The organism is Bacillus methanolicus MGA3 (assembly GCF_000724485.1).
GTDB classification, from domain to species: Bacteria; Bacillota; Bacilli; order Bacillales; family Cytobacillaceae; genus Bacillus_Z; species Bacillus_Z methanolicus_A.
The window spans coordinates 2819725-2845083 of record NZ_CP007739.1; the positions used below are offsets into that span (position 1 = coordinate 2819725).

Genomic DNA, 25359 nt, shown 5'->3' on the forward strand with positions numbered 1-25359 from the left:
CATATTTAAATTATAACTAATTCACCATCAATTACTAAGAGAAAAAAACATACCTCTGGTCATTATAGTATTGAGGAGGTGTTTATAATGAGAAGAGCAATGTTGATAGCCGGGATGTGCGGGATTGCCGCTTTAACCGCCTGCAACACGAATAATTCAGCAACGGAAAAAGGACTATATAACCGTACAGGTAATACGATAAATGTCAATGATGATCGTTCTGAACTTTACAACCGAGGAGATTATCGCGATTTAAGAAACGTAAGTGCAGACTTTGGTTATGTTCGCCACCAGCGAAGCGGAATTCTTGGAGATGGCGGTTCAAATAACCATTATGCAGCGATTGACAGAGAGCAGCTTGCAGATATTATTGGCAAATACTGTACGGATGTTCCGAATGTTGATGATGTATCAACTCTTGTAACCGATGAAGAAGTATTAATTGTATATAAAACTGACTCTAAAAACCGTTATAAAACTGCTGATCAGGTTAAAAAAATGGCTATGTCAGTTGTCCCGCGATGGTACCATGTTTATGTTACCGATAATGAAAGATTAAGAAAAAATGTTGAAAACTTTGCCACTCTTGATTCTAACAGCAGGAATATAGATTCAATGATAAATGGACTTGTGAAACAGATGTTAAAATCCCCTCAAGGGAGGGAAATGAACAATGGTGAAAATGCCAACGGAGAAACACGGGGCGGAATAAACGACAATTTTGATCGGGACAACATAAGAGAAAACACAAAGACTGGAAAGTAAATTTATAAGCCTATAAATGGCAAGGCAGCCAAAAAAACTTTTAAACTTCCATTAATCAAAGAAGAGTTCAGCCAAATCAGCTGAACTCTTTACTTATCTTGATTTTCAAGGTCCCCGAGGTCGCTTCGGTCCTGATTATCAAGTTGCTTGCGCTTTTTTGATTACTGCGCTTTTTTGGCTTCTTGCTCACCAAGAAGTTGTTTCTTCTTTGCCGCTGCGTTTACTTGCTCATCAGCATGGTAAGAAGATCGTACAAGCGGGCCTGCCTCACAATGGCTGAATCCTTTTGAAAGGGCAATTTCTCTTAATTCCCGGAATTCATCAGGATGATAATATTTTACAACCCGTAGATGATTTCGGGTCGGCTGCAAATATTGTCCGATGGTCATAATGTCAACACCGTTCGCCCTTAAATCATCCATCGTTTGCAAAATTTCTTCGCGAGTTTCGCCTAATCCAATCATCAGGCTTGATTTTGTCGGAATATCAGGCTGCAATTCTTTAGCTCTTCGCAAAAATTCAAGAGAGCGTTCATAAGTAGCTCTTGCACGAACCCTTGGTGTAAGCCTGCGAACCGTTTCAATGTTATGGTTTAAAATATCTGGGCGAGCATCCATGAGCGTTTTTAAATTTTCATAAACTCCTCCCATATCAGAAGGAAGAACTTCAATCGTTGTAAATGGGTTTTTTCTGCGAATCGCCCTGACCGTTTCAGCAAAAACAGCTGCGCCTCCATCTTTGAGGTCATCACGGGCCACCGCTGTTACAACAACGTGCTTCAAATTCATTAAGCTTACAGAATCCGCTACCCTTTCTGGCTCTTTCCAATCAAGCTCTGTCGGGAGCCCAGTTTTAACAGCACAAAATCGGCATGCGCGAGTACAAACATCGCCTAAAATCATAAACGTAGCTGTTCTTCTTACTGCCCAGCATTCATGAATGTTAGGGCATTTCGCTTCTTCACAAACTGTGTGAAGATTATTTTCACGCATCATCTTTTTTAAGCCAGTATAATTTTCATTTGTATTTAATTTTATTTTTAACCAATCCGGTTTGCGTAATAAATCTTCTTTCTTTCTCATACTCTTCCACTCCAATTCATCTGTAAAAGCCCAAGACTATATGTATTCATAATCAAGAGCTTCTAAAGCCACATTATCATAATAAAATTAACAGGACAAGCGTAACCCTTTGTGATTACCAGTAATTAATATTTATTAATTTGCCATTGTTTCACAAACTATTCGTGGAGACTAATTATGAAGGGAGGATTCTTGTGAAATTTCTTCTTTTTTTACCTTTATTGCTTTTAGTCATCTTTCCCTCATCGAGCGTAAGGGCGGCTAATGTACATGATTTTTATGCAAAAAGAATGGAATTATATAAGAAGGTTGAAGCGACGACTAATATTCCGTGGTATTATCTGGCGGCGATTGATCAATATGAAAGAAATTTACGCCAAGTGCGGAGGGATCTTCCAAAAGCTGAGAGTGCGATCGGAATTTATTTTAGGCCTGAAGAATGGGTTGGAATAGGAAATCCGGATCCAGCTGATGAAAATCCAGTTTCGATTCAATTTTTTGAAGGAATCGGAGTTGATGGAAATGGGGACGGAAAGGCAAGAATCTCAGATGATGAAGATGTTTTGTATGCATTCGCCAATTTCCTCCTCTCATACGGAACAGATCATGACAATATAAAAATCGGGCTATGGGATTATTATAAAAGAGATAAAGCAGTCGGGATCATAATTGGAAAGGCAAGAATCTATCATCATTTTGGCCGCATTGATCTTGACGCACATTTATTTCCCGTCCCTTTACGCAGCAACTACAGCTATAAAAACACTTGGGGAAGTGCCCGGGGCTGGGGCGGCCGGCGCATCCATGAAGGAACAGATATTTTTGCAGACTATGGTGTTCCTGTTCGGGCAACCTCCTATGGCATTGTTGAAATGAAAGGTTGGAATCGGTATGGCGGCTGGCGCATCGGAATTCGTGACATAAACAATACGTATCATTACTATGCGCATTTAAGCGGATTTGCAAAGAATTTAAAAGTTGGACAAATTGTACAACCCGGAACGCTTATTGGCGGCGTTGGGAGCTCTGGTTATGGCCCTCCGGGGACATCCGGTAAATTTCCGCCTCATTTGCACTATGGGATGTATAAAGACAACGGTTATACCGAATGGTCATTTGATCCTTACCCGCATTTAAGAATGTGGGAAAGGCTGGAACGGCAAAAATCCCGGCATAAAAAGTAAAAAGAATTTCATACCTAATAAAGGGACTGTTCGAATTTGGACAGTCTTTTTTCTATCGGAAGATAATTTTTTAATATTCTGCAATATTAATTTAGTCATTTCACAACGCTTACATTGTTATTTTCTCATTTCAAAAAATTTTCATCTTTTTATCGTAGACGAAAAGGGAAAAATAATGTACAATGTTGTCAGAAAATTGATTCTTTTCCTAAGAATCAGCTTCTTCTGCCTTTTCAGTACTTAAGGAGCTACATAAAAAAATTTTTTAGGGGGGTTATTATGAGAAAAAGAAAAGTAGCAGGAATTTTTATGTCGCTTATGTTAGCTGCAGGCGTCATGGCTGGATGTAAAGGAAAAAGCGAGAATGCATCAGGAAGCCAAGAAGGCAATACAATTAAAATTGGTGCCAATCTAGAATTATCAGGAGGCGTGGCCTCTTACGGACAATCAATTTCAGAAGGTCTGGATCTCGCTCTTGATGAAATTAATAAAAAGGGTATTAACGGCAAAAAACTTGAAATTGTCAAAATTGATAACAAGTCAGATGCATCTGAAGCAACAAGCGCCGCAATTAAGCTTGTAAGCCAGGAAAAAGTAGCGGCAATTGTCGGAGCTGCTACAAGTACAAACACGCTTGCGCAGGTACAAGTTGCCCAAGATAACAAAGTACCGCTAATTACTCCGACTGGCACGAATCCGACTATTACGACAAAAAACGGTAAAGTAAACGAGTATGTCTTCAGAACATGCTTTATCGACCCATTCCAAGGAACAGTGGCAGCAAACTTTGCTACTAAAAAACTGGGTGTTAAAAATGCAGCAGTTCTAATCGACAGTTCAAGCGATTATTCAAAAGGGCTCGCTGCCTCATTTAAAGAATCATTTAAGAAAAACGGCGGAAAAATCATTGCAGAAGAAGCATATGTAGCGAAAGATACTGACTTCCGTGCAACATTAACAAGAATCAAATCAGAAAATCCACAATTTGTTTATTTACCAGGTTATTATGAAGAAGTTGGTCTTATTTTGAAACAGGCTCGGGAAATTGGCCTTAATGTTCCATTTATGGGCGGTGACGGCTGGGATTCACCTAAGCTTGTACAAATTGCAGGTGCGGATGCACTCAAGAATACTTATATTACAAACCACTATTCTTCCAGTGACCCTGACAAAAAGATTCAGGATTTTGTAAAAGCGTTTAAAGCTAAATATAATGGCAAATCACCAGATGGATTTGCTGCTCTGGGCTATGACACAGCATACTTGCTTGCAGATGCCATTAAACGTGCAGGAAGTGCAGATCCTGAAAAAATTAAGGATGCTCTTGCAAAAACAAAAGATCTTGAACTTATTTCTGGAAAGATTACTCTTAATAAAAACCACGATCCTGTAAAATCTGCTTCGATCCTAAAATACGAAAATGGAGAGCAGAAATTTGAAACAAAAGTAAATCCATAAAAATAGTTTCAAGATGAATAGGGGGCAAGTCCCCCTATTCTAGATTTTTCAGATAATTCCAAATTATTTTGCAAAGGAGTGAGAACATGGAATTCTTTCAACAATTGGTAAACGGAATATCACTCGGCAGTATTTATGCACTGATTGCACTCGGTTATACGATGGTTTACGGGATCGTTAAACTGATTAACTTTGCTCATGGCGACATATTTATGATCGGTGCATTCGTTGGATTCTATTCGATTACGATACTAAAACTCGGTTTCTTTCCCTCATTAATTTTAGCAATGGTAGTATGCTCAATATTTGGAGTATTAATAGAACGGATTGCCTATAAACCACTGAGAAACGCGACAAGAATCGCAGTTCTTATCACAGCAATCGGTGTTTCTCTATTCTTAGAATACAGTACGATTTATTTGCGGGGGGCACAGCCCGAAGCCTATCCGGGGAACGTTCTTCCTTCAAAAAAACTTGACTTTTTCGGAATTTCCATTAACAGTCAGTCATTATTCATTTTAGGTGTTTCTGTCTTACTTATGATTTTGCTTCAATTTATTGTTCATAAAACCAAAATCGGAAAAGCAATGCGTGCAGTATCCCATGATGCTGATGCTGCTAAATTAATGGGCATTAACGTAGATAAGACGATTTCAGCAACTTTTGCAATCGGATCAGCACTTGCCGGAGCAGCAGGTGTCATTTTCGGTACGTACTATGTAAAAATTGAACCTCTAATGGGGATTATTCCCGGTTTAAAAGCCTTCGTTGCTGCTGTATTAGGCGGGATCGGAATAATTCCGGGAGCCATGGTCGGCGGTCTTGTACTCGGGGTGGTCGAAGCCTTCGTAAGTGCATCTGGATATTCCCTCTGGCGTGATGGGGTGGCCTTTGTCGTTCTTATTCTTATCTTAATTTTCCGTCCGTCTGGCCTGTTCGGAAAAAATATGAGAGAGAAAGTTTAGGGGGAGACGATACGATGGCAATCATCAAGCGATCAAAAGGATTTTGGCTCTCGATTATGCTGTCCCTAGCAGTATTTTTAACCTTTCAGCTATTAATCAATAGTGAGTATTTAAATCCTTTTTACGAAAATACATTATTTTTAATTGCAATCAACATTATTCTTGCAGTCAGTCTTCATCTAATCATCGGAATTACCGGACAGTTTTCAATTGGCCATGCAGGCTTTCTTGCAGTAGGAGCTTACGCTTCAGCCATTATGACAATGAAATTCCAACTGCCATTTGGTCTTGCCTTATTAGGCGGAGGAATCATTGCCGGTTTGGCGGGACTTATTATCGGAATTCCGACTCTCCGCTTGAAAGGAGACTATTTAGCAATTGCAACACTTGGTTTTGGTGAAATTGTCCGAATTTCCCTCTTAAATATCAACTATGTTGGCGGGGCGAGCGGAATGCAGGTATCCCACCTTGCAACATGGCCATGGGTGTTCGGCGGAATGCTATTCACCATTTTAGCAATTGCCAACTTTACAAATTCAACGCACGGACGAGCATGCCTATCCATTCGAGAGAATGAAATTGCTGCCGATGCAATGGGAATTAATACAACCTATTATAAGGTAGTAGCATTTGTAATCGGTTCGTTCTTTGCTGGTATTGCCGGCGGTTTATACGCCCATAATTTTTATATTATCCAACCGACAAACTTCGGTTTCTTAAAATCATTTGATATTTTGATTTTTGTCGTTCTCGGCGGATTGGGCAGTCTGTCTGGATCTGTCATTGCGGCCATTTTATTGACGATTGTTTCCACATATCTTCAAGATTATCCCGAAACACGAATGATTATCTACAGTCTTGTGCTTATCGTTACAATGCTTTACCGCCCACAAGGCTTGATGGGAACTAAGGAATTGACATCATTCTTCAAAAAACAGAAAGCTGTTGAAGGGGGAACAGGAAATGGCAGCAAACACACCGTTGCTTAAAGTTCAAAACGTAGGAATTCAGTTTGGTGGTTTAAAGGCTGTTTCCGACGTTAACATAGAAATAGAAAAAGGGAAGCTTGTAGGCCTTATCGGACCGAATGGAGCGGGAAAAACGACATTTTTTAATCTTTTGACAGGTGTTTACGCACCGACAGAAGGCAGTATATTTTTAAATGGAGAAAAGTTAAACGGATTGCCTCCGTATAAAATTACACGCAAAGGAATCAGCCGAACGTTTCAAAATATTCGCCTGTTCTCTGAACTTTCTGTTCTAGATAATGTAAAAATTGCTTACCATTCGCTTGCCAAGCATTCCATCTTTAGTTCTATTTTTCGCTTTCCTTCCCACTTTTCAGGGGAAAAAGAGATGGAAGAGAAAGCGATCGAGTTCTTAAAAATTTTTCATTTGGATAGCTATAAAAATGAAAAAGCGAAAAATCTCCCTTATGGACAGCAGAGACGGCTGGAAATTGCCCGGGCGCTTGCGGCACATCCTAAATTACTCCTTCTGGATGAACCCGCAGCAGGAATGAATCCTCAGGAAACCAAAGATTTAATGAATTTAATCGCTTTTATCCGCGAACGATTTGATTTGACTGTTTTACTTATTGAGCATGACATGCAACTGGTTATGGGTGTTTGTGAACACATTTATGTGCTTGATCACGGTCAATTGATCGCCCAAGGAACGCCGGTCGAAATCAAGAATAACCCGAAAGTAATTGAGGCGTATCTAGGCGAGGAGGTATCATAATGCTAAAAGTTGACGGAATAAATGTTTATTATGGAAATATTCAAGCGTTAAAAGAAGTATCCCTTGAAATACATCAAGGAGAAATTGTAACACTTATCGGAGCAAACGGTGCGGGAAAAAGCACATTGTTAAAGGCAATTTCAGGTTTGCTGAAACCAAAACAGGGAGATATCTTATTCGCAGGTCAATCCATTTCCGGAAAACCCGCTCAAACGATTGTAAAACTAGGAATTTCCCATGTGCCTGAAGGCCGCAGAGTTTTCTCTAATATGAGTGTTGAAGAAAATCTTGAATTAGGTGCATTCTTGCGTAAAGATAAACAAGGCATCCAAGAGGATTTTAAAAAAATATACGAATTATTCCCCCGCTTGCATGAACGCCGCAAGCAGCTGGCAGGTACCTTATCCGGTGGAGAACAGCAAATGCTTGCAATGGGGCGCGCTTTAATGGCACGGCCAAAGCTTCTCCTTTTGGACGAGCCATCCATGGGACTTGCGCCGCTACTTGTAAAAACGATCTTTCACATTATCGAAGAAATCAATTCAAAAGGTACGACGATACTGCTTGTTGAACAAAATGCTAATATGGCATTGTCTATAGCCAATCGTGCATATGTAATCGAAACGGGACGAGTCGTTTTATCTGGTTCGGCGAAAGAATTAAACGAAAGCGATCAAATTAGAATGGCATACTTGGGAGGACATTAAGAAGAATATAGGACAATCTGCGGTGTCATTTGATAATCTTAAAAAAGCGGCTGACAAAAAGCAAAGGGCCAGACCCTTGTGTGTCAGCCCTTTTTTGCTTTTGGCAGCAGCTCGTTCGTTTAGCAGAGCCAATGATCAATTTCCAGGCATTTGAATAGAAGGTGAGGTGCTGTTTCTGCCTCCATTATAAAAATTAGGAACATCTCCTTTTTCATATACAGTTACAATCGGTATATCCTGTGTAATCGTTGTTACATTCGTCGAAAAAGGGAGGATAATTTGAACATCGACAACAAGATGCAGAACAACTTTAATCGCTGTATTATTAATTCCAAATTCCTCAAATTTCGTTTTAATATCATAACCAACATTCCCAATCGCTTGAAACCTTATTGGAATCTTCGGACCAAGGTTACCGAGCAAAGCATTATTGGTAGCCTGCCCGAGAGGGACATAATAGACAATTCCTTCTTGTTTTTTCTCACCGGTTTCAATTTCAAGATCAGTCAGCGTCTGTAAATCCTCTAAATATCCTTTTTCTGCCTGCTTTAAATTTCTTTCAATCATATAAACTGTTTCACCGGCAATTCGGTTAATCATCTCATTATTTAAAATTATTTGTGAGTCAGAACCTTGATTTGGAACGATAACAGGATTATTCCCCATTCCTTTAGCTATTTCTTTATTAATCGCCTTATTAATAACAAGAGTCGCTATTCTTCTTGTTTGGGTTTCCGCATAGCTCCTTAATGTTGGCTTAATGCCATCATTGATGATCCATAACCCGGCTGCAGTTGAAAACATAAAAAACACAAAAGTAAGCAAAAAAACATATCGAAAAGGCAGCGGACCTTTCCGCGGCAGCCGGCCGCGAAATTTAGCCATAATAAATCCCCCCTTTACAAGCTATATGTATGCTGAAAAGAGGGGATGTAGCGCAAAAATAAGAAAAAATGATGTATAATCGTTCTTAAAATGCAGCGTCACAACCGGTAATAATTATTGAAGGTTCATCCTTCAAATTGACTTCATATGGCTTAACCCTTCTCCTATCTTCTTCCAATATTCGAACAACCGGTCTGTCGCTGAAACCTGCATTTTGGCGGAAGACCGTTCCTTTCCGGCCATCATTCAATTCAACGGTGACACCAACAGGATAAACAGCGACTGCTTTGCGAAAAGCTTCTACAATTTTTATTTCAAACAGAGAACCGGCACCTGCATACAAAATCTCAAGACCCTCATGAGGAAGCATGGCCTGCCTGTACACTCTATTGGACGTTACCGCGTCAAATACATCAGCAACTGCAATAATTTTTCCAAACTCGTGAATTTCATTTCCTTTAATGCCTCGGGGATACCCGCTCCCATTTAATCGTTCATGATGCTGAAAAGCACAGTGAGCAACAAGAAGAGGTATGGTTTGAACATTTCGCAAAATACGAAAGCCTTCTTCGGAATGTTTTTTTATTTCTTCAAATTCTTCCTCTGTTAATTTACCTGGTTTCATCAAAATTTCAGCAGGCACTTTCATTTTGCCGACATCATGAAGAATGGCTCCTAACCCAAGAGTTTCCAAGTTTTTAGTCGAGAGCTTTAAATGCATGCCTATGGCTAAAGAATATAATGTTACATTTAAAGAATGAGTAAAAATATATTGATCATATGAACAAACATCAGTTAGTAAATTTAATAGATCCGTATCATTTTTCAGATGAGAATGCAAATTTCTGATTAATTCTATTAACTGTTTGGAAGCTTTTTCAATCACAAATGACTCCGATAGTTTCGAATTATTTTGGAGCTGCCGGAAAGTGGATTCGATTGTCGAAATGGCTGTTCTTCTTAACTTGTCAGGAATCGGGCTCTTATATTGAATATCTTCGGTCTCTGAATCTTTTATGTATATATATGAGATGCCCTTGTTTTGCAAGCGTTCCAAAAGCCTTTCCCCGAGTACCACCCCTTCGTTCAGTAATATTTGCCCTCTTTCATTGTAAATTGCTTTTGCAAGAGTCGCTCCCTCTTTTACAGTAGATGTAGCTACCAGCCTCATATCTTACTCCCGTTTACACAAAAAGTTTTTATATCATTATTAATCATATCATCTTTTAGAAAAAATTACATACGGCGACAAACTTTGCTAGTATTAATAAAATACCCTTTAATTACATTTATGAATTTGGCAGCTTTACTGAAACAGCTAAAAAAGTGTGGCCGGCAATTTCGACAGGCGCAAGTTCGATCATAACTTCTACGCTCCTTTCCTTCCACTTTACAAAGTATGAAAGAAAAATGAGAAGCGTGTATTTCATTTGCAAAAAGTTCTTTTTAACTTCCACTCCAATAAGTCCCTTAAAAACTCGGGCAAATAATATTTTTTATGTTCTGCACGAAAAATTACCGGAAAGTATGTTCCAAAGGTAAACATATCAGGAATCGCGAGTTTATAGACAGCATTTAAGTCAATCTCTTTATTATTTATGAAGATGGAATCATTCATTCCATTATTTGAAAATAAGATTTGATCGTACACAAATTTCCCCATTAAAGTCCCTCTGAACCCGAGCCCTTTTACTTGCATTTGCGGCCATTTAGAATCAAGTGTGTCTACCAGCACTTCTTTCAACTCACGTCCGGAAAGTTCAACAACACAAGGATTAATAGGGTGAGGACAAATATTCAATAAATCATATTTGGTGACAGTACCTTCCTTCAATCCATTCAAAATAAGCCCTGAATTAATGAAAGCACAATCAGCCTGTGTCCACTCCCGAAGAGCCTTGCAAAGAATCATAGGAAGTTCCGATTCTTTAAAAATGTCCGTTTGCAATGGAATAGGCAAATCGACTGCTTTTTCGAGGAGCATTTCTTTTCCAGCCTGATACAAATCATTAATAAACTTTTCTTCATTTGGGACAGGCTCCAATTCATTAGTATCATAAAGCAATGCCTTTTTACGTACAATATTCTTTTCATCTGTATTGATTTCAAGCATGATATGGCCGACATACTGGCCATGTTTTCCTGCAGCTCCTAAGATGCATTCATTGATCTCTTTCCCCTCATGGAAAATATGATGAGTGTGTGCACCTAAAATCACATCAATTTCCGGAAAGAGTTCTGCAATTTGTTCATCTTCATTAATCCCTAAATGGGAGAGCAAAATGATAATATCCGCTTTCCTCGTTAATTCGTTTAATTGGATAGTTAATTCTTCAATTGGATCCGACATATTCCAGCCAAGCAAGTGGTAAAAATGCGAGAAATAAACAGTTAACCCAATAACACCAATCCGTGTGCCTCTTTTTGTTGTGTATAGCATATACGGACGTGCCCAGTCCGGTCGTGTTCCGTCGGATTGAAAAAGGTTCGCTGCAAGCACTTGAAATTGTGCCTGATCATACATTGAATTCAAATCTTCATATGAAAGAGTGATTCCTTCATTGTTGCCGATGGTGACTGCTGTATATCCGGCTTGGTTTAATAGCCTTGTATTTCCTTTTCCCCTTGTTGCATCGGAAAAAGGATGCCACCGATCCATATGGTCGCCAATATCAAAGATTAAGACTTCATCCCCTTTTTCTTCGTGCCATTTTTTTCGTGTTGAAAGAAGATGATGAATACGCGGCCAGTGTTCAAAATGGCTATGTAAATCATTTGTATGATAAATATGGATATTTTCCATGTTATCAACTCTCATTCTAACGGATGATTTCTCGAAAAAATTTTTACCTGTTAAACAAATTATTTCCCACTTATATATTATGAAATATGAGTTCGATTTCTTTATTCCTGAAACAAGTCGAGCTGTCTTGGCGCCAACCCATGATATTCAATTTTAAGCAATTCTATAAACTGTTTGGCGTTGTCCGCTGCATCTCCTCCGGAGTTGTTATTAAACACAACATAAACATTTTGGCATTCCTTCTCCAGTTCTTTTACATGGACTGCCCATTCTTCCAGTTCTTTTTGGTTATAGCGGTAAAGGTATCTAACTTCGCGCCAATTTTGATCTTTTTTCTTATTCCAGCCGTGCACATTTCGTCCATGAAAACGGACTAACACTTTATCAGAACGCGTTGTCTCAAGAACCGTCGGAATCGAGCCCTGGCCTGCCTGAGGTTCATCACATATGCTGTGGATCCAATTTTCACGTTTCATGAAGGAGATCGTCTTATCCCTCATTTCCGGTGTAAACCAAGATTGATGACGGAATTCCAATGCACATGGAATATCTCCCATCTGATCTTTCGCCCATCGTAAATAGTCGACATTTTCCTTTTTGCATTCAAACCATGGCGGAAACTGAAAAAGAACCATTGCAAGCTTCCCGGCAGCAATATATGGCTCAATTGAGTCACGAAATGCTTGAAACATTTCGGTTTTATTTTGAAAAGGAATGTCTCCACGCTGGTGGCCAGTCATTCCTTGATAAGCTTTCACGATGAATTGAAAAGAATTTGGCGTTTCCTCAACCCACCTTACAGCGTTTCGTACAGGCTGAATCGCATAAAATGCAGAATCAACTTCCACTACAGGGAAATGCCCTGCATATTCTTTTAATTTTTCCCTTGGAGGTGTATGTGACATATATAAACTGTCATGGTCTCCCCATCCAGTTACGCCAATTATAATCATGGAAGCACCTCACATACAAACATGATAGCATATCAGTAAGCTTAATGAGTATTTAATCTCTTGTTAATAAGCCTTTCCTTTGATCTGATTTTTGAGGTTTTATTATGACTATCCAACTTATGAGACCTTTAATTAATTTAGGCGCAAGCTTTTTATGCAAAAAACCGCCTGCCGGCCGGCAGACGGTCATTAAACAATTAACCAATTGAACCTTCCATTTCAAATTTGATCAGACGGTTCATTTCAACTGCATATTCCATTGGAAGCTCTTTTGTAAATGGCTCGATAAATCCCATTACAATCATTTCTGTTGCTTCTTCTTCAGAAATTCCGCGGCTCATTAAATAGAAGAGCTGCTCTTCGGATACTTTTGAAACTTTTGCTTCATGCTCCAATGAAATATTATCATTTAAGATTTCATTGTATGGGATCGTATCTGAAGTAGACTGATTATCCATAATGAGTGTATCACACTCGATATTTGCACGAGCTCCATCCGCTTTTCTTCCAAAGTGAACAATTCCGCGGTACGTAACTTTTCCGCCCTGTTTTGAAATCGATTTTGAAACGATAGTTGATGAAGTATTTGGCGCAAGGTGAATCATTTTCGCCCCTGCGTCCTGATGCTGCCCTTTACCAGCAAGAGCAATTGACAATGTCATCCCGCGAGCGCCTTCGCCTTTCAAGATGACAGCCGGGTACTTCATCGTTAATTTGGAACCGATGTTGCCGTCAATCCATTCCATTGTGGCGTTTTCTTCACAAACAGCACGCTTTGTCACAAGGTTATAGACGTTGTTTGCCCAGTTTTGGATCGTTGTATAACGGCAATACGCATCTTTCTTAACGATAATTTCAACGACAGCACTGTGCAGAGAGTTCGTTGTATAAACAGGTGCAGTACATCCTTCAACATAATGAACATGTGCACCTTCATCAACGATAATCAGCGTCCGCTCGAACTGTCCCATATTTTCAGAGTTGATTCGGAAATAAGCTTGAAGTGGAGTATCCACTTTCACGCCTTTCGGAACATAGATGAACGAACCGCCGGACCATACAGCAGAGTTAAGCGCGGCAAATTTATTATCCGTAGGAGGAACCACTTTTGCCCAGTGCTCACGGAAAATATCCTCGTTTTCTTTTAGCGCTGAATCAGTATCTTTAAAAATAATTCCCTGCTTTTCAAGGTCTTCTTTCATATTATGATAAACAACTTCGGATTCATATTGAGCAGAAACCCCTGCCAAATACTTTTGTTCAGCTTCCGGTATGCCCAGTTTATCAAAAGTTCGTTTAATTTCTTCTGGAACCTCATCCCAAGAGCGTCCAGAACGCTCTGTAGGTTTTACATAATATGTGATTTCATCGAAGTTTAATGAAGATAAGTCTCCGCCCCATTGCGGCATCGGCATGCTATAGAAATGCTCCAATGATTTCAAACGGAAATCAAGCATCCATTGGGGCTCGCCCTTCATTTTAGAAATTTCCTCCACAATTTCACGCGTCAATCCGCGCTTTGATCGGAATATGGAAACGTCTTTATCGGCAAAGCCATATTTATAATCACCGATTTCAGGCATTTTTTTAGCCATTGTCGTTTTCCTCCCTTTGAGCAAAAAAGGGTAAGCAACCCTTTCCTGCTAGTTATTTTTTTCCTGTTCCCTCAAGCCTTTCTCCATTGCTTTCCATGCTAAAGTTGCACATTTGATCCTGGCAGGGAACTTTGAAACGCCTTGCAGTGCTTCAATATCCCCTAAATCCAGATCTTCTTCAAACTCTTTACCCTGCATCATATTCGAAAATATTTTAGAAAGCTTCAAAGCATCTTCAATCTTTTTCCCTTTAATGGCCTGAGTCATCATCGAAGCGGATGACAACGAGATGGAACAGCCTTCGCCTTCGAATTTGGCGTCAATGACTTTTCCGTCCTCCACTTTCATCGTCAAATGAATCCTGTCACCACACGTAGGGTTATTCATATTGACTGTTACGCTGCCATCCTCTATAACCCCTTTGTTTCGCGGGTTTTTATAATGATCCATAATTACCTGGCGATAAAGGGTATCTAAATTGTTAAAAGACATCACTGAAATACTCCTTTGTCTTGACAAGCCCTTTCACCAGCTTATCAATGTCGTCTTCTGTATTGTATAGATAGAAGCTTGCACGGGCAGTAGCGGAAACATCAAGCCATTTCATAAGCGGCTGTGCGCAATGATGCCCTGCACGAACGGCAATTCCTTCTGCATCCAATACAGTTGCCACATCATGAGGATGAACGCCTTCAATGTTAAAAGTAACAAGACCTGCTCGTTTATCCGGATCTTTCGGTCCGTAAATGGTTATTCCTTCTATTTCGGAAAGTTTCTTAAGCGCGTAAGCAACCAGTTTGTGTTCATGTGCAAGAATATTATCAAGGCCGATCTCCTGAAGAAAATCAATGGCAACACCTAAACCGATCGCACCAGCAATAATGGGCGTACCGCCTTCAAATTTCCAAGGCAGTTCTTTCCATGTGGACTCATATAGACCGACGAAGTCGATCATTTCTCCTCCAAATTCGACCGGCTCCATATTTTCGAGAAACTCTTTTCTTCCGTATAATACCCCGATTCCTGTCGGACCACACATTTTATGGCTCGAAAAAGCAAAGAAATCGCAATCAAGGTCCTGAACATCAATCTTCATATGCGGTGCACTTTGTGCTCCGTCTACTACCATAATAGCGCCGTTTTCATGCGCGATTTTCGCAATTTCTTTAATTGGGTTAATAGACCCAAGAACATTTGACACATGCACAATCGACACGATTTTTGTATTTTGAGTGATGGTCTCGCGCACATCGTCAAGACTGATTGTTCCATCCTCTTGAAGAGGTATATATTTTAATGTTGCACCAGTATGTTTTGCCGCTTGCTGCCATGGAATAATATTGCTGTGATGCTCCATATAAGAGATCACGATCTCATCGCCTTTTGTCAAGTTGGCACGCGCATAGCTTGCAGCGACCATATTTAAAGCAGTTGTTGTTCCTCTCGTAAAAATAACTTCTTCTGTTGATTTAGCATTAATAAATTTTCTTACCTTTTCACGCGCTCCCTCATAAGCGTCAGTAGCCCGTGTTCCAAGAGTATGAACTCCACGGTGTACGTTTGAATTGTACTCGCGGTAATATTTTTCCAACGCTTCAATAACCGAAATCGGCTTTTGGGAAGTGGCTGCGTTATCCAAATAAACAAGCGGATTCCCATTCACTTCTTGATCAAGGATCGGAAACAATTTGCGAATATCCTGGACATTCATTATTTGACTTTCCTTTCAATGACATTCACGAGCTGTTTTTTCACGCCTTCAATTGGAAGCTCATTCACAACAGGTGCTAGGAAGCCATGAATAATCAATCGTTCAGCTTCTGTTTTTGGAATTCCACGGCTCATTAAATAATAGAGCTGCATCGGATCAACACGACCGACAGATGCTGCGTGGCCTGCCGTTACATCATCTTCATCGATCAAAAGAATCGGATTTGCATCTCCGCGTGCTTTTTCACTCAGCATTAACACACGTGATTCCTGCTCAGCATTTGATTTTGATGCACCGTGTTCAATTTTACCGATTCCATTAAAGACGGAAGTGGCACTGTCTTTCACAACACCATGTTTTAAGATATAGCCTTCGGAATGTTTGCCAAAATGGATAACCTTTGTTGTAAAGTTTTGAATTTGATCACCGCGGCTGACAACGACTGTTTTTGTGTCGCCGAATGATCCGTCGCCAACAAGGTTCGTAATATTTTCGGAGATCGTGTTTCCATCATTCATTAACCCAAGCGCCCATTCAATCCGTGCATCTCTTTCCGCTACTCCACGGCGATTAACATAAGTCGTCACACCATTGGCAAGAGTATCGACAGCCCCGTATTGTACTTTTGCATTTGTTTTAGCAATTACTTCTGTAACGATATTGAAAACACCGTTCGCTCTTTCCATTGTTGAGACATAGTTTTCTACATAAGTTACTGAACTGTTGTCTTCAGCAACGACGAGAATGTGGTTAAACATGTTTGCTTCTTCATCATCATGGATATAAACAGCCTGAATTGGTTCAGAAACTTCCACGTTTTTCGGAACATACAGGAATGCCCCTCCATTGATGAGGGCTGCATGAAGGGCGGTTAAACGGTGCTCATCCGGTTTAACGGCCGTTTTCATGAAGTGCTTTTCCAAAAGATCGCCATATTCACGAACGGCTGTAAAGATATCTGTGAAAATAACGCCTTGTTCTTGCAATTCGTTCGATAAAGACAAATAAGCAGGGCGATTATTTCGCTGGATATATAAATTCTTATTGTTTGCTTCGAGATCGATTAATGATCTTACTTCTTCCGTAAGTTCATTTAATGAAGGGAAATCTTCACTTTTTACAACATGCTTGCTGAACTGTGTGAAGTTCCAATTATCAATTTTCGTTTTATCAGGCTTTGGCAGCGGCAATTGGTCAACCATTGATAGGGCCTGTAAACGCAATTCTGTGAGCCAAGCCGGTTCGCCCATTTCTTTTGAAAACGAGCTTACATACTCCTGGTCAAATGGTAATTTTATTTCTGTAGTCATTATTATCCCCCTAACGCTTACACTTCTTGCCCAACTGTTTCGTCTTCAATACCAAGTTCCTTCTTGATCCAGTCGTATCCTTCCACTTCTAAGCGCTGTGCGAGCTCAGGCCCGCCTGATTTAACAATACGGCCCTGCATCATAACATGCACAAAATCAGGAGTAATGTAGTTTAAAAGACGCTGATAGTGAGTAATAATTAAGCAGCCAAAATCTTCACTCCGCATTTCATTAATTCCTCTTGACACAACTTTTAAGGCGTCAATGTCGAGTCCTGAATCAATTTCATCAAGGATGGCAATTTTCGGCTCTAACATCATTAACTGGAGAATTTCATTCCGCTTTTTCTCCCCGCCCGAGAACCCTTCATTTACATAACGCTGTGCCATATCCAAGTCCATTTCTAATAATTCCATTTTGCTGTCCATTTTACGGATAAATTTCATTAAAGAAATTTCATTTCCTTCGCCAAGACGGCTGTTAATCGCTGAACGTAAAAAATCGGCATTTGTTACACCACTGATTTCACTTGGATATTGCATAGCAAGAAAAAGGCCGGCACGTGCACGCTCATCCACTTCCATTTCTAAAACGTCCTGGCCATCTAGAGTAATACTGCCTTTTGTTACTTCATATTTTGGATGTCCCATAATAGCTGAAGATAACGTTGATTTACCTGTACCATTAGGACCCATTATCGCATGGATTTCTCCACCTTTAACTTCAAGGTTTACACCTTTCAATATTTCTTTTCCATCAATTTCCACATGTAGGTCTTTAATTGTTAATGTAGATCCTGTCATTATAATACCTCCGTTACGAAAAGAAAGATTTGTATCTGTCGGTTTTTTATGACCGCCATTCCTTCTATTTTCATTTTATTCTCATTTTATTCTCATTACAATCTTATAACAAATGAAAATTATTAGCAACTCTTTACAGGCGCTTAAGCTTAAAACAGGGTAAAACGAAAACCAGTGCACAATTACACTGGTTTCTTTCTTTTCCTTCCTTATTATTATACGTTATATCTCTAAAAATGAAATTTTCGTACTAAATCAGCAACCATTCGTTGGCTTTTTAAATATTCTTTTTCACGCTTTTTTTCTACCCGCATTCTTACATCATGTTTCCTGCAGTAAATTTCGTATCCAACACCATGTGCTGCCTGCATAGCTTTTTCCATTTCACTTGTATAATTCAATTGTAAATGACTGATTACGAATCCTTCCCTTCGTTTTTTCGCTTGTTGGCGATTATTTTTGAACAATATTATGTTACCATTTTTTCAATATCCAGCTCAAAAGCGAAAAAACGGAAAATACTTCGTTATACTTGAAAGAGATTGGATTGGATTTAACAATCCTTGCATTATCATTGAATTCTTCAATAATTCTGCCAAATGATTCCCAAGAAGTTTTGGAAGGAGTACGAAGGCTGAATTTTATGCTCTTTATTATTTAGAAACCGGTACAACGGCTCCTTTATACTTTTTAAGAATGAAATCTTGAATCTCTTTCGAATGAAGAACATTTACAAGCTCTTTAATTTCTTTCTTATTCTCATCACCTTTGCGAACCGCAATAATGTTCACATACGGCGAATTTTTATCTTCGATAGCAATTGAATCTTTAATAGGATTCAACCCGGCATCAATTGCATAGTTAGAGTTAATAACGACTGCATCGCCTTCGCCATTGTTAAAGATTTGCGGAAGCAAAGAAGGTTCATAGTCTGTATCAAACTTTAACTTTTTAGGGTTTTCGACAATATCGTCTACAGTCGCTTTTGTCTTATTTACACCTTCTTTTAATTTAATAAGGCCTTTTTTTTCAAGCATTGTTAAAATACGGCCATGGTCAGCGACAGAGTTACTCATGATGATGTGCGCTCCTTTAGGAAGCTCATCAAGGCTCTTATATTTTTTAGAATAAATTCCGATTGGTTCGATGTGAATTCCGCCTGCGTTTACAAAATCATAGCCATATTCTTTCTTTTGTTCTTCCAAATAAGGAATGTGCTGGAAGTAGTTTGCATCAAGTTCTCCTTCATCAAGTGCTTTATTTGGTAAAACATAATCTTGGAATGTTTTAATTTTTAAATTGATTCCTTTTTTAGCAAGCAACGGTTTTGCTTGTTCTAAAATTTCAGCATGAGGCACGTTTGATGCGCCTACAACTAATTCTTTTTTGCCATCTTTACTGCCTTCTCCGCTTGTGGATGCCTTGTCAGAAGTTCCGCAAGCTGCTAATACTAACGCAACTGCAAGAGCTAAAATAACACTTAACCATTTCTTCATGTTCCTATCTCTCCTTTAACGTTTGTCTATTTTTGATGTAAAATAATCTCCAATAAATTGGATAATAAATACGATAATAAGAATGATAACTGTTGCAATGACGGTTACATCAAATCGATTGCGCTGGAATCCTTCCAGATAAGCAAGGTTTCCAAGTCCTCCAGCACCGATTACTCCTGCCATTGCTGTGTAGCTGACTAAAGCAATAGCCGTAACCGTTATGCCGGAAACGAGAGCAGGCATCGATTCCGGAAGCAGTACTTTCCATATTATTGTACTCGTTTTCGCCCCCATCGATTTCGCCGCTTCAATCACACCTTTATCAATTTCTCGAAGGCCAATTTCCACCATTCGTGCATAAAACGGAGCTGCACCGATAATTAGCGCCGGCAGTGCCGCATTTTCCCCAATCATCGTTCCGACAATCAATTTTGTAAATGGAATCAATAAAACAATCAAAATAATGAACGGTATGGAGCGAAAAATATTGACAAACGCGCTGATGACCGTATTAATAGCCTTATTTTCCCATAAATTCCCTTTCGAAGTAAGGAAAAGCAATAATCCAAGAATAACTCCCAATATGAAAGTTGCTAAAACGGAAATAGCAGTCATATAGAGCGTTTCGATTGTTGCTTCCCACATTCTCTCCCAGTTAACGTTTGCAAACATGTTCTCAAGCATGATTGATCACCTCCACTCCAACATGCAGTGAGCGGATATAATCAACCGCTTTTGTAATCTCTTCATTTTCACCATCTAGATGAATAAACAAAGTGCCGTAAGACCCGTTTTGGGTTTGCGAAATTTTTCCTTGCAGAATATTTGCAGTGACTTCGTAATTGCGTATAAGGTTTGTCATAAGCGGCTGTTGAGTAGCATCCCCAACAAACGTCAACTTGACTACTTGTCCATGTGGATAGTTTTCGAGCAAGTGCTGAACGGTTTCTTTTGTTTCCTCCGGTTCGGTAACTTGCTGAACAAACCTCTTTGTAATCGGCTGCTGAGGGTTCTTAAATACTTCCAGGACTGAGCCAAGTTCGACTACTTTACCGCCTTCCATTACCGCAACGCGGTGGCATATTTTTCTGATAACATGCATTTCATGTGTAATCAGAACGATAGTTAAGCCGAGCCGTTTATTTATATCCACAAGCAAATCAAGAATGGAATCGGTTGTTTGCGGATCCAATGCTGATGTTGCTTCATCACACAAAAGGACTTTTGGATTGTTGGCAAGTGCCCTGGCTATGCCAACCCTTTGCTTTTGCCCTCCGCTAAGCTGAGAAGGATATGCATCTTCTCTTCCTTCTAGCCCGACAAGCTTGATTAACTCATCCACACGTTTAAGCCGTTCTGTTCGATTGACTCCGGCAATTTCAAGGGGGAATGCGATGTTTTCACGGACTGTCCGTGACCAAAGCAAGTTGAAATGCTGGAAAATCATGCCGATTTCGTGCCGAGCTTTTCTGAGCTCGCTGCCTCTGATTTTTGAAACTTCCCTTCCCGCTACCGTGATGGAACCTTCTGTCGGAATTTCAAGGCCGTTCAGCATCCGGATTAATGTACTTTTACCGGCTCCACTATAGCCAATGACTCCAAAGATCTCTCCTTCTTTAATCTCAAGATTGACATTATCAACCGCTTTCACTTGGCCGTGTTTGGAAGGATAAATCTTTTTCACGTTTTTTAATGTAATCAAATGATTCACCTTCTTTATACCCTAGTTAACACATAGATTGTTTTCAATTTGTAATCACGCGGCTGCTTACTGGCTTTTCACCTTACTATTCAACAGAATGAGACAATTCATTCAGCATTGCCGATGATCGCCCTGTTCCGGAATATATAAAAAGCCTTTCTGCACATGAGCAGAAAGGCATCATCATTATCTATCCTTTCTCTCATCTCTCAAAGCTAACGCTTTGTGTGAATTGGCACCATTTCACCGCATAACTGGCAGTGACGGTTGCCGGGCTTCATAGGGCACATCCCTCCACCTCTCTTGATAAGAGCGAAACATCATTTTCTATTCAATTTATATTTTCATAGATAGATATAAATTAGATTTAAGCAGCAAATAATTACAAACGTTATCCTATCACGGATATAAAAAGGTGTCAATGACATTTATTAGCATTTATTGAATGCAGGTCTTTAAACTTTTGCGGATAGTGATGTAATACCTGTTGCAGTTTGAATTGCCTGCTCAAGATCTTCGATTAAATCATCCACATGCTCGATCCCGACTGAAAGACGGATAAGATCCTCTGAAACCCCGGCTGCTTTTAATCCTTCAGCATCCAACTGCTGATGAGTAGTGCTTGCCGGATGAATAATTAAACTTTTTGCATCGCCGACATTTGCTACATGCGCCCAAAGTGTTAGAGAATTGATCAGTTTGGCGCCAGCTTCACGTCCTCCTTCGATTCCGAAAACAACGATCGAGCCAGCCCCTTTTGGCAGATACTTTTCTGCAAGAGCTTTATCAGGATGGCTTTCATGTCCAGGATACAGAACCCATTTTACAGCCGGATGATTTTCCAAGTAGCTGACGATTTTTTGTGCGTTTGCAACGTGTTCTTTCATCCGCACATGCAGGGTCTCCAGTCCCAACGTGAATTGAAAAGCATTTTGCGGGCTTAATGCTGGACCCATATCTCTAAGAAGCTGAACACGGGCTTTTACAATATAAGCGAGAGGACCAAGCGCCTCACTGTAAACAATATTATGGTAGCTTGGATCTGGTTCAGTGAAACCAGGGAATTTCGGAGAATTCCAATCGAATTTTCCTCCATCCACAATAATTCCGCCTAATGTTGTTCCATTTCCAACAATCCATTTTGTTGCAGAATGAATGACAATATCAGCTCCATGCTCGATTGGACGGCAAAGGTATGGAGTAGCAAATGTATTATCAATAATTAACGGAATTCCCGCTTCATGGGCAATATTTGCAACTTTTTCAATGTCCAGAACTCTTAAAGAAGGGTTTCCGATTGTTTCAGCAAAAACAGCCTTTGTTTTTTCCGTTATGGCTTTGCGAAAATTTTCCGGATCCGTAGCGTCAACCAATTTAACATTGATCCCATATTTCGGAAGCGTTACGGTAAAAAGGTTATATGTTCCTCCGTATAAATTGGATGCTGCTACAATTTCATCTCCTGCATGGGCAATATTTAAGATAGCGAGCGTAATGGCAGCCTGTCCGCTGGCAAGTGCCAATGCTCCTACACCGCCTTCTAGCAATGCAACCCTTTCTTCGAATACTGTAACAGTTGGATTGTGAATCCGCGTATATATATAGCCCTGCTCTTTTAAAGCAAATAGATTTGCAGCATGCTCTGTATTCTTAAATTGATATGCGTTATTTTGATAAATAGGTACAGCTCTTGCCCCTGTTACCGGATCAGGGGACAATCCTCCGTGAACTCCTAATGTTTCAAGGCGATAATTCTTTTGTTTTTCCGTCATCTTCAACTCTCCTTAAAAATAATGAAAGATTCTTTCAAAACATAGATGAAAAAACCCTCTTCAATAAGAAGAGGGGTCATTATCATCTCTTCTTATCTTTCAGAGCAGTTGCTCTGCTGGAATTAGCACCGTGTATAAAACCGGTTGCCGGGCTTCATAGGGCCAGTCCCTCCGCCACTCTTGATAAGATTATATAATCTTTTTCGTCAAACTAGTTTGAATATTTTAAAATGATAGTATCATTTTTCACGCTCATAGTCAACTAATATTATCCTTTTACTAACAAATTATTTTCAGCATACGGCTTTGTAAGGAAAAATATTGCCTCAAGTCACTTAACCAAGATTCTTGCTCTAGCAAGTTGACATTTCTATTTTTTTGAGCACAGCTCCGCCCCTATTCAAAACAAAAAAAACCAGGAAAAACACCTGATTCTTCAATTAATATATTGTAGTTTTGATTTTATCCAATAAATAAGGCACAGAATGAAGGGCATATATTTTTTCCACCCATTCTCCATCCTTTGCTAACAGCAAACATGGTACACTTTCTATTGAAAGCTCTTTAGCAAGTTCAGACATGTAATTTAAATCTGCTTTACCGAAGGGAATTTCCGGCAGTAATTCAGACACAACTTCAAGCATCCTGCCTCCGACCTGGCACGTTCCGCATAAAGGAGTATAAAAATAGATGACTGCTGTTTTTTTATCTTTTACTAAATTTTTAATATCTTGATGTGTCCATTCCTTCATTTTAAAAATAATCTTCCTTTTTTAAGTATTGAGCGTGAACATCGATGTTAGCTCCCAATAGTACGGTAGCCAAATGATGGACTGGAGCAGTCGCAACTTCCCTGTACATCTTGTCTATATATATATGTTCAGCGTGAGGGAATTCCCTTTTTAATAGCTTGCGCAATTTTTCTCCCGCTTCATCTGAATCAACAAGTATATAAACATCTTTTTCAAAAAAGAGATCAATCCATTCGTCTAGCTTTGTCATACTGATTGTTCCATTCGTACAAAAAATTTCAACAGGCTCCTTTACAATGCTTTTGACTTTTCTTTTATCAGATTTCCCCTCAACAATTAAAACTTTCTCAATTTTGTCTTCGATCATCTTTATCACCTGTGAATAGAGTAATATTCTTACATCACCATATTCAGTTATCGTTCTTTTTGTGTAACCCGCCATTGCAGATAACTCTATTGTTACTTATTTTTAGAATGATTGCAAAAGACAAGCCTTAGAAAGTTCGTTTTGCCTAATCAAAACAAAAGGCGCAAGCGCCCCGTTTAGCCCCGACAAGCACAAGACGAATCACGCAAGAGTCGATAGACTCTGGAGTGATTTGGCTTGTGACCTCGAGGGGCTGGGCGCTGGAGCCAGATTACGATAAACCCCATTCAAAGTAATACACAAGGTATGGATTTTATAATTTCCTTAACAATGAAAAAAGCGCCTTGAAACTTCAAGGCGCTCTATAAATTAATCTTCTTTAATCATTTCTTCATATTGTTCAGCGGTCATTAAGTTGTCAACTTCGCTTAGATCAGATGGTTCGATTACAATCATCCATGCTTTTTCATATGGAGATTCATTTACAAATTCAGGGTTGTCATTCAATTCTTCATTTATTTCTACAACCTTGCCGCTAATCGGCGCATATAATTCAGATACAGTTTTAACAGATTCAACACTTCCAAATGGCTCATTTGCTGTCACTTCAGCTCCAACTTCAGGAAGTTCAACAAATACAATGTCCCCAAGTTCAGACTGTGCAAAGTCAGTGATTCCAACACGCACTTTATCCCCTTCTACTTTTACCCACTCATGCTCTTCAGAATAACGCAGTTCTTTTGGTGTATTCATATAATAATCCCTCCAAAATTAATTCATATTCTATATTCGAATAATAACAATTATTCACCTGTGTGTACCAATAAAAACTAGTTTCTTCAATATTTACTTAAGATAACCACATTTTCTCAAATTCCTCTTCATTAAAACCAACTGTCACTTTATTGCCGTCAGTTACAATAGGACGCTTGATTAACATGCCATCAGAGGCTAACAAATCAAGCAGTTCGTCTTGTGAGGCTGCCTTTATTCTATCCTTTAAGCCTAATTCACGATACTTTTGGCCGCTTGTATTAAAAAACTTTTTCAATTCAAGCCCGCTTTTTTTCATCATTTCTTCTAATTCCGCACGTGAAGGAGGATTTTCCACAATATGTACTTCATTAAAGGCAACTTTATGTTCTTCAAGCCACTTTTTCGCCTTCCTGCAAGTGCTGCATTTTGGATACCAATAAAAAGTTAATGCCATCAATCCACCACCTAATGATATCTTGCCCTAAAATTTAATTGGTCATTTGTCATAGTACCATAATTTTTATAAATTTCCTAACATTGAGTGTCATTT

At 39.4% G+C, this 25359-nt stretch carries 27 protein-coding genes and 2 riboswitches; of the genes, 7 read left to right on the forward strand and 20 right to left on the reverse strand.

The window, feature by feature from the left end:
* Positions 1–87: 87 nt before the first annotated feature.
* Positions 88–765 (forward strand): YhcN/YlaJ family sporulation lipoprotein, encoded by a 678-nt coding sequence (locus tag BMMGA3_RS13795; protein ID WP_003349530.1) that lies wholly within the window; start codon positions 88–90, stop codon positions 763–765.
* 161 nt (positions 766–926) lie between these two features.
* Here the strand turns inward: BMMGA3_RS13795 and lipA are convergent, their stop codons facing one another.
* Complete coding sequence (lipA, locus tag BMMGA3_RS13800) at positions 927–1862, reverse strand: lipoyl synthase (RefSeq protein ID WP_259674468.1); 936 nt, start codon at positions 1860–1862, stop codon at positions 927–929.
* Positions 1863–2041: 179 nt separating this feature from the next.
* Between lipA and BMMGA3_RS13805 the strand changes: the two genes are divergently transcribed.
* The 6 genes from BMMGA3_RS13805 (at position 2042) to BMMGA3_RS13830 (ending at position 7904) form a co-directional block, all read left to right on the forward strand.
* A complete protein-coding gene (locus BMMGA3_RS13805) occupies positions 2042–3031 on the forward strand; it encodes a M23 family metallopeptidase (RefSeq protein ID WP_003349527.1) in 990 nt (329 codons plus the stop codon).
* 279 nt (positions 3032–3310) lie between these two features.
* The gene (locus BMMGA3_RS13810; protein WP_003349525.1) at positions 3311–4489 is read left to right on the forward strand and encodes an ABC transporter substrate-binding protein; all 1179 of its coding nucleotides are present in this window, start codon (positions 3311–3313) and stop codon (positions 4487–4489) included.
* 86 nt (positions 4490–4575) lie between these two features.
* Positions 4576–5454, forward strand: coding sequence for a branched-chain amino acid ABC transporter permease (locus tag BMMGA3_RS13815; protein WP_003349524.1), 879 nt, complete (start codon positions 4576–4578; stop codon positions 5452–5454).
* Positions 5455–5468: 14 nt separating this feature from the next.
* Positions 5469–6443, forward strand: coding sequence for a branched-chain amino acid ABC transporter permease (locus BMMGA3_RS13820; RefSeq protein ID WP_003349523.1), 975 nt, complete (start codon positions 5469–5471; stop codon positions 6441–6443).
* Positions 6418–7197, forward strand: a complete 780-nt coding sequence (locus BMMGA3_RS13825) for an ABC transporter ATP-binding protein (protein ID WP_003349522.1) — start codon at positions 6418–6420, stop codon at positions 7195–7197. Before BMMGA3_RS13820 ends, BMMGA3_RS13825 begins: the two co-directional genes overlap by 26 nt.
* Positions 7197–7904: an ABC transporter ATP-binding protein gene (locus BMMGA3_RS13830; RefSeq protein ID WP_003349521.1), complete on the forward strand. Its 708-nt coding sequence runs from the start codon at positions 7197–7199 to the stop codon at positions 7902–7904. Before BMMGA3_RS13825 ends, BMMGA3_RS13830 begins: the two co-directional genes overlap by 1 nt.
* A 135-nt stretch (positions 7905–8039) precedes the next feature.
* Here BMMGA3_RS13830 and yunB read toward each other — a convergent pair whose 3' ends face one another.
* The 19 genes from yunB to BMMGA3_RS13920 all read right to left on the reverse strand — a co-directional run bounded on the left by yunB (position 8040) and on the right by BMMGA3_RS13920 (position 25263).
* Positions 8040–8789, reverse strand: a complete 750-nt coding sequence (gene yunB / locus BMMGA3_RS13835; protein WP_003349520.1) for a sporulation protein YunB — start codon at positions 8787–8789, stop codon at positions 8040–8042.
* An 85-nt stretch (positions 8790–8874) separates the two neighbouring features.
* Complete coding sequence (locus BMMGA3_RS13840) at positions 8875–9960, reverse strand: HD-GYP domain-containing protein (protein WP_003349519.1); 1086 nt, start codon at positions 9958–9960, stop codon at positions 8875–8877.
* A 118-nt stretch (positions 9961–10078) separates the two neighbouring features.
* Positions 10079–10246 carry a hypothetical protein gene (locus BMMGA3_RS17970; protein WP_155815636.1) on the reverse strand — a complete coding sequence of 56 codons (168 nt, stop codon included), beginning with the start codon at positions 10244–10246 and terminating at the stop codon, positions 10079–10081.
* Entirely contained in the window at positions 10216–11592 is a 1377-nt protein-coding gene (locus BMMGA3_RS13845) for a bifunctional metallophosphatase/5'-nucleotidase (RefSeq protein WP_003349517.1), read from the reverse strand. Before BMMGA3_RS13845 ends, BMMGA3_RS17970 begins: the two co-directional genes overlap by 31 nt.
* 101 nt (positions 11593–11693) lie before the next feature.
* The gene (locus BMMGA3_RS13850) at positions 11694–12545 is read right to left on the reverse strand and encodes a DUF72 domain-containing protein (RefSeq protein WP_003349515.1); all 852 of its coding nucleotides are present in this window, start codon (positions 12543–12545) and stop codon (positions 11694–11696) included.
* Between the two features lie 197 nt (positions 12546–12742).
* Positions 12743–14140: a Fe-S cluster assembly protein SufB gene (sufB, locus tag BMMGA3_RS13855; RefSeq protein WP_003349512.1), complete on the reverse strand. Its 1398-nt coding sequence runs from the start codon at positions 14138–14140 to the stop codon at positions 12743–12745.
* A 48-nt stretch (positions 14141–14188) separates the two neighbouring features.
* Complete coding sequence (gene sufU / locus BMMGA3_RS13860) at positions 14189–14632, reverse strand: Fe-S cluster assembly sulfur transfer protein SufU (RefSeq protein WP_003349511.1); 444 nt, start codon at positions 14630–14632, stop codon at positions 14189–14191.
* Complete coding sequence (locus BMMGA3_RS13865; protein ID WP_003349509.1) at positions 14622–15851, reverse strand: cysteine desulfurase; 1230 nt, start codon at positions 15849–15851, stop codon at positions 14622–14624. Before BMMGA3_RS13865 ends, sufU begins: the two co-directional genes overlap by 11 nt.
* Complete coding sequence (sufD, locus tag BMMGA3_RS13870; RefSeq protein WP_003349507.1) at positions 15851–17161, reverse strand: Fe-S cluster assembly protein SufD; 1311 nt, start codon at positions 17159–17161, stop codon at positions 15851–15853. The genes BMMGA3_RS13865 and sufD overlap by 1 nt, the downstream gene beginning before the upstream one ends.
* Positions 17162–17178: 17 nt before the next feature.
* Entirely contained in the window at positions 17179–17964 is a 786-nt protein-coding gene (gene sufC, locus BMMGA3_RS13875; protein WP_003349506.1) for a Fe-S cluster assembly ATPase SufC, read from the reverse strand.
* 230 nt (positions 17965–18194) lie between these two features.
* Entirely contained in the window at positions 18195–18347 is a 153-nt protein-coding gene (locus BMMGA3_RS18835; protein WP_412151055.1) for a YuzK family famiily protein, read from the reverse strand.
* Between the two features lie 270 nt (positions 18348–18617).
* Positions 18618–19460: a MetQ/NlpA family ABC transporter substrate-binding protein gene (locus BMMGA3_RS13885; protein ID WP_003349503.1), complete on the reverse strand. Its 843-nt coding sequence runs from the start codon at positions 19458–19460 to the stop codon at positions 18618–18620.
* 15 nt (positions 19461–19475) lie between these two features.
* Complete coding sequence (locus BMMGA3_RS13890; protein ID WP_003349502.1) at positions 19476–20144, reverse strand: methionine ABC transporter permease; 669 nt, start codon at positions 20142–20144, stop codon at positions 19476–19478.
* Positions 20137–21162 (reverse strand): methionine ABC transporter ATP-binding protein, encoded by a 1026-nt coding sequence (locus BMMGA3_RS13895; RefSeq protein WP_003349501.1) that lies wholly within the window; start codon positions 21160–21162, stop codon positions 20137–20139. The genes BMMGA3_RS13890 and BMMGA3_RS13895 overlap by 8 nt, the downstream gene beginning before the upstream one ends.
* A gap of 199 nt (positions 21163–21361) precedes the next feature.
* Positions 21362–21475: riboswitch (SAM riboswitch) on the reverse strand.
* A gap of 142 nt (positions 21476–21617) precedes the next feature.
* Positions 21618–22934 carry an O-acetylhomoserine aminocarboxypropyltransferase/cysteine synthase family protein gene (locus tag BMMGA3_RS13900; RefSeq protein WP_003349500.1) on the reverse strand — a complete coding sequence of 439 codons (1317 nt, stop codon included), beginning with the start codon at positions 22932–22934 and terminating at the stop codon, positions 21618–21620.
* Positions 22935–23023: 89 nt separating this feature from the next.
* Positions 23024–23124: riboswitch (SAM riboswitch) on the reverse strand.
* Positions 23125–23374: 250 nt separating this feature from the next.
* Positions 23375–23686 (reverse strand): thioredoxin family protein, encoded by a 312-nt coding sequence (locus BMMGA3_RS13905; protein WP_003349497.1) that lies wholly within the window; start codon positions 23684–23686, stop codon positions 23375–23377.
* Position 23687: 1 nt separating this feature from the next.
* Positions 23688–24053 (reverse strand): toprim domain-containing protein, encoded by a 366-nt coding sequence (locus BMMGA3_RS13910; RefSeq protein ID WP_034669618.1) that lies wholly within the window; start codon positions 24051–24053, stop codon positions 23688–23690.
* Positions 24054–24422: 369 nt separating this feature from the next.
* Positions 24423–24806 (reverse strand): glycine cleavage system protein GcvH, encoded by a 384-nt coding sequence (gcvH, locus tag BMMGA3_RS13915; RefSeq protein ID WP_003349493.1) that lies wholly within the window; start codon positions 24804–24806, stop codon positions 24423–24425.
* 97 nt (positions 24807–24903) lie between these two features.
* The gene (locus BMMGA3_RS13920) at positions 24904–25263 is read right to left on the reverse strand and encodes an arsenate reductase family protein (RefSeq protein ID WP_003349492.1); all 360 of its coding nucleotides are present in this window, start codon (positions 25261–25263) and stop codon (positions 24904–24906) included.
* Positions 25264–25359 lie beyond the last annotated feature (96 nt).

Coding starts and splice junctions, on each gene's coding strand:
- BMMGA3_RS13795 (WP_003349530.1), top strand. CDS start 88: ATGAGAAGAGCAATGTTGATAGCCGGGATGTGCGGGATTGCCGCTTTA.
- BMMGA3_RS13810 (WP_003349525.1), top strand. CDS start 3,311: ATGAGAAAAAGAAAAGTAGCAGGAATTTTTATGTCGCTTATGTTAGCT.
- BMMGA3_RS13815 (WP_003349524.1), top strand. CDS start 4,576: ATGGAATTCTTTCAACAATTGGTAAACGGAATATCACTCGGCAGTATT.
- BMMGA3_RS13820 (WP_003349523.1), top strand. CDS start 5,469: ATGGCAATCATCAAGCGATCAAAAGGATTTTGGCTCTCGATTATGCTG.
- BMMGA3_RS13825 (WP_003349522.1), top strand. CDS start 6,418: ATGGCAGCAAACACACCGTTGCTTAAAGTTCAAAACGTAGGAATTCAG.
- BMMGA3_RS13830 (WP_003349521.1), top strand. CDS start 7,197: ATGCTAAAAGTTGACGGAATAAATGTTTATTATGGAAATATTCAAGCG.
- yunB (WP_003349520.1), bottom strand. CDS start 8,789: ATGGCTAAATTTCGCGGCCGGCTGCCGCGGAAAGGTCCGCTGCCTTTT.
- BMMGA3_RS13840 (WP_003349519.1), bottom strand. CDS start 9,960: ATGAGGCTGGTAGCTACATCTACTGTAAAAGAGGGAGCGACTCTTGCA.
- BMMGA3_RS13845 (WP_003349517.1), bottom strand. CDS start 11,592: ATGGAAAATATCCATATTTATCATACAAATGATTTACATAGCCATTTT.
- BMMGA3_RS13850 (WP_003349515.1), bottom strand. CDS start 12,545: ATGATTATAATTGGCGTAACTGGATGGGGAGACCATGACAGTTTATAT.
- sufB (WP_003349512.1), bottom strand. CDS start 14,140: ATGGCTAAAAAAATGCCTGAAATCGGTGATTATAAATATGGCTTTGCC.
- sufU (WP_003349511.1), bottom strand. CDS start 14,632: ATGTCTTTTAACAATTTAGATACCCTTTATCGCCAGGTAATTATGGAT.
- BMMGA3_RS13865 (WP_003349509.1), bottom strand. CDS start 15,851: ATGAATGTCCAGGATATTCGCAAATTGTTTCCGATCCTTGATCAAGAA.
- sufD (WP_003349507.1), bottom strand. CDS start 17,161: ATGACTACAGAAATAAAATTACCATTTGACCAGGAGTATGTAAGCTCG.
- sufC (WP_003349506.1), bottom strand. CDS start 17,964: ATGACAGGATCTACATTAACAATTAAAGACCTACATGTGGAAATTGAT.
- BMMGA3_RS18835 (WP_412151055.1), bottom strand. CDS start 18,347: ATGGAAAAAGCTATGCAGGCAGCACATGGTGTTGGATACGAAATTTAC.
- BMMGA3_RS13885 (WP_003349503.1), bottom strand. CDS start 19,460: ATGAAGAAATGGTTAAGTGTTATTTTAGCTCTTGCAGTTGCGTTAGTA.
- BMMGA3_RS13890 (WP_003349502.1), bottom strand. CDS start 20,144: ATGCTTGAGAACATGTTTGCAAACGTTAACTGGGAGAGAATGTGGGAA.
- BMMGA3_RS13900 (WP_003349500.1), bottom strand. CDS start 22,934: ATGACGGAAAAACAAAAGAATTATCGCCTTGAAACATTAGGAGTTCAC.
- BMMGA3_RS13905 (WP_003349497.1), bottom strand. CDS start 23,686: ATGAAGGAATGGACACATCAAGATATTAAAAATTTAGTAAAAGATAAA.
- BMMGA3_RS13910 (WP_034669618.1), bottom strand. CDS start 24,053: ATGATCGAAGACAAAATTGAGAAAGTTTTAATTGTTGAGGGGAAATCT.
- gcvH (WP_003349493.1), bottom strand. CDS start 24,806: ATGAATACACCAAAAGAACTGCGTTATTCTGAAGAGCATGAGTGGGTA.
- BMMGA3_RS13920 (WP_003349492.1), bottom strand. CDS start 25,263: ATGGCATTAACTTTTTATTGGTATCCAAAATGCAGCACTTGCAGGAAG.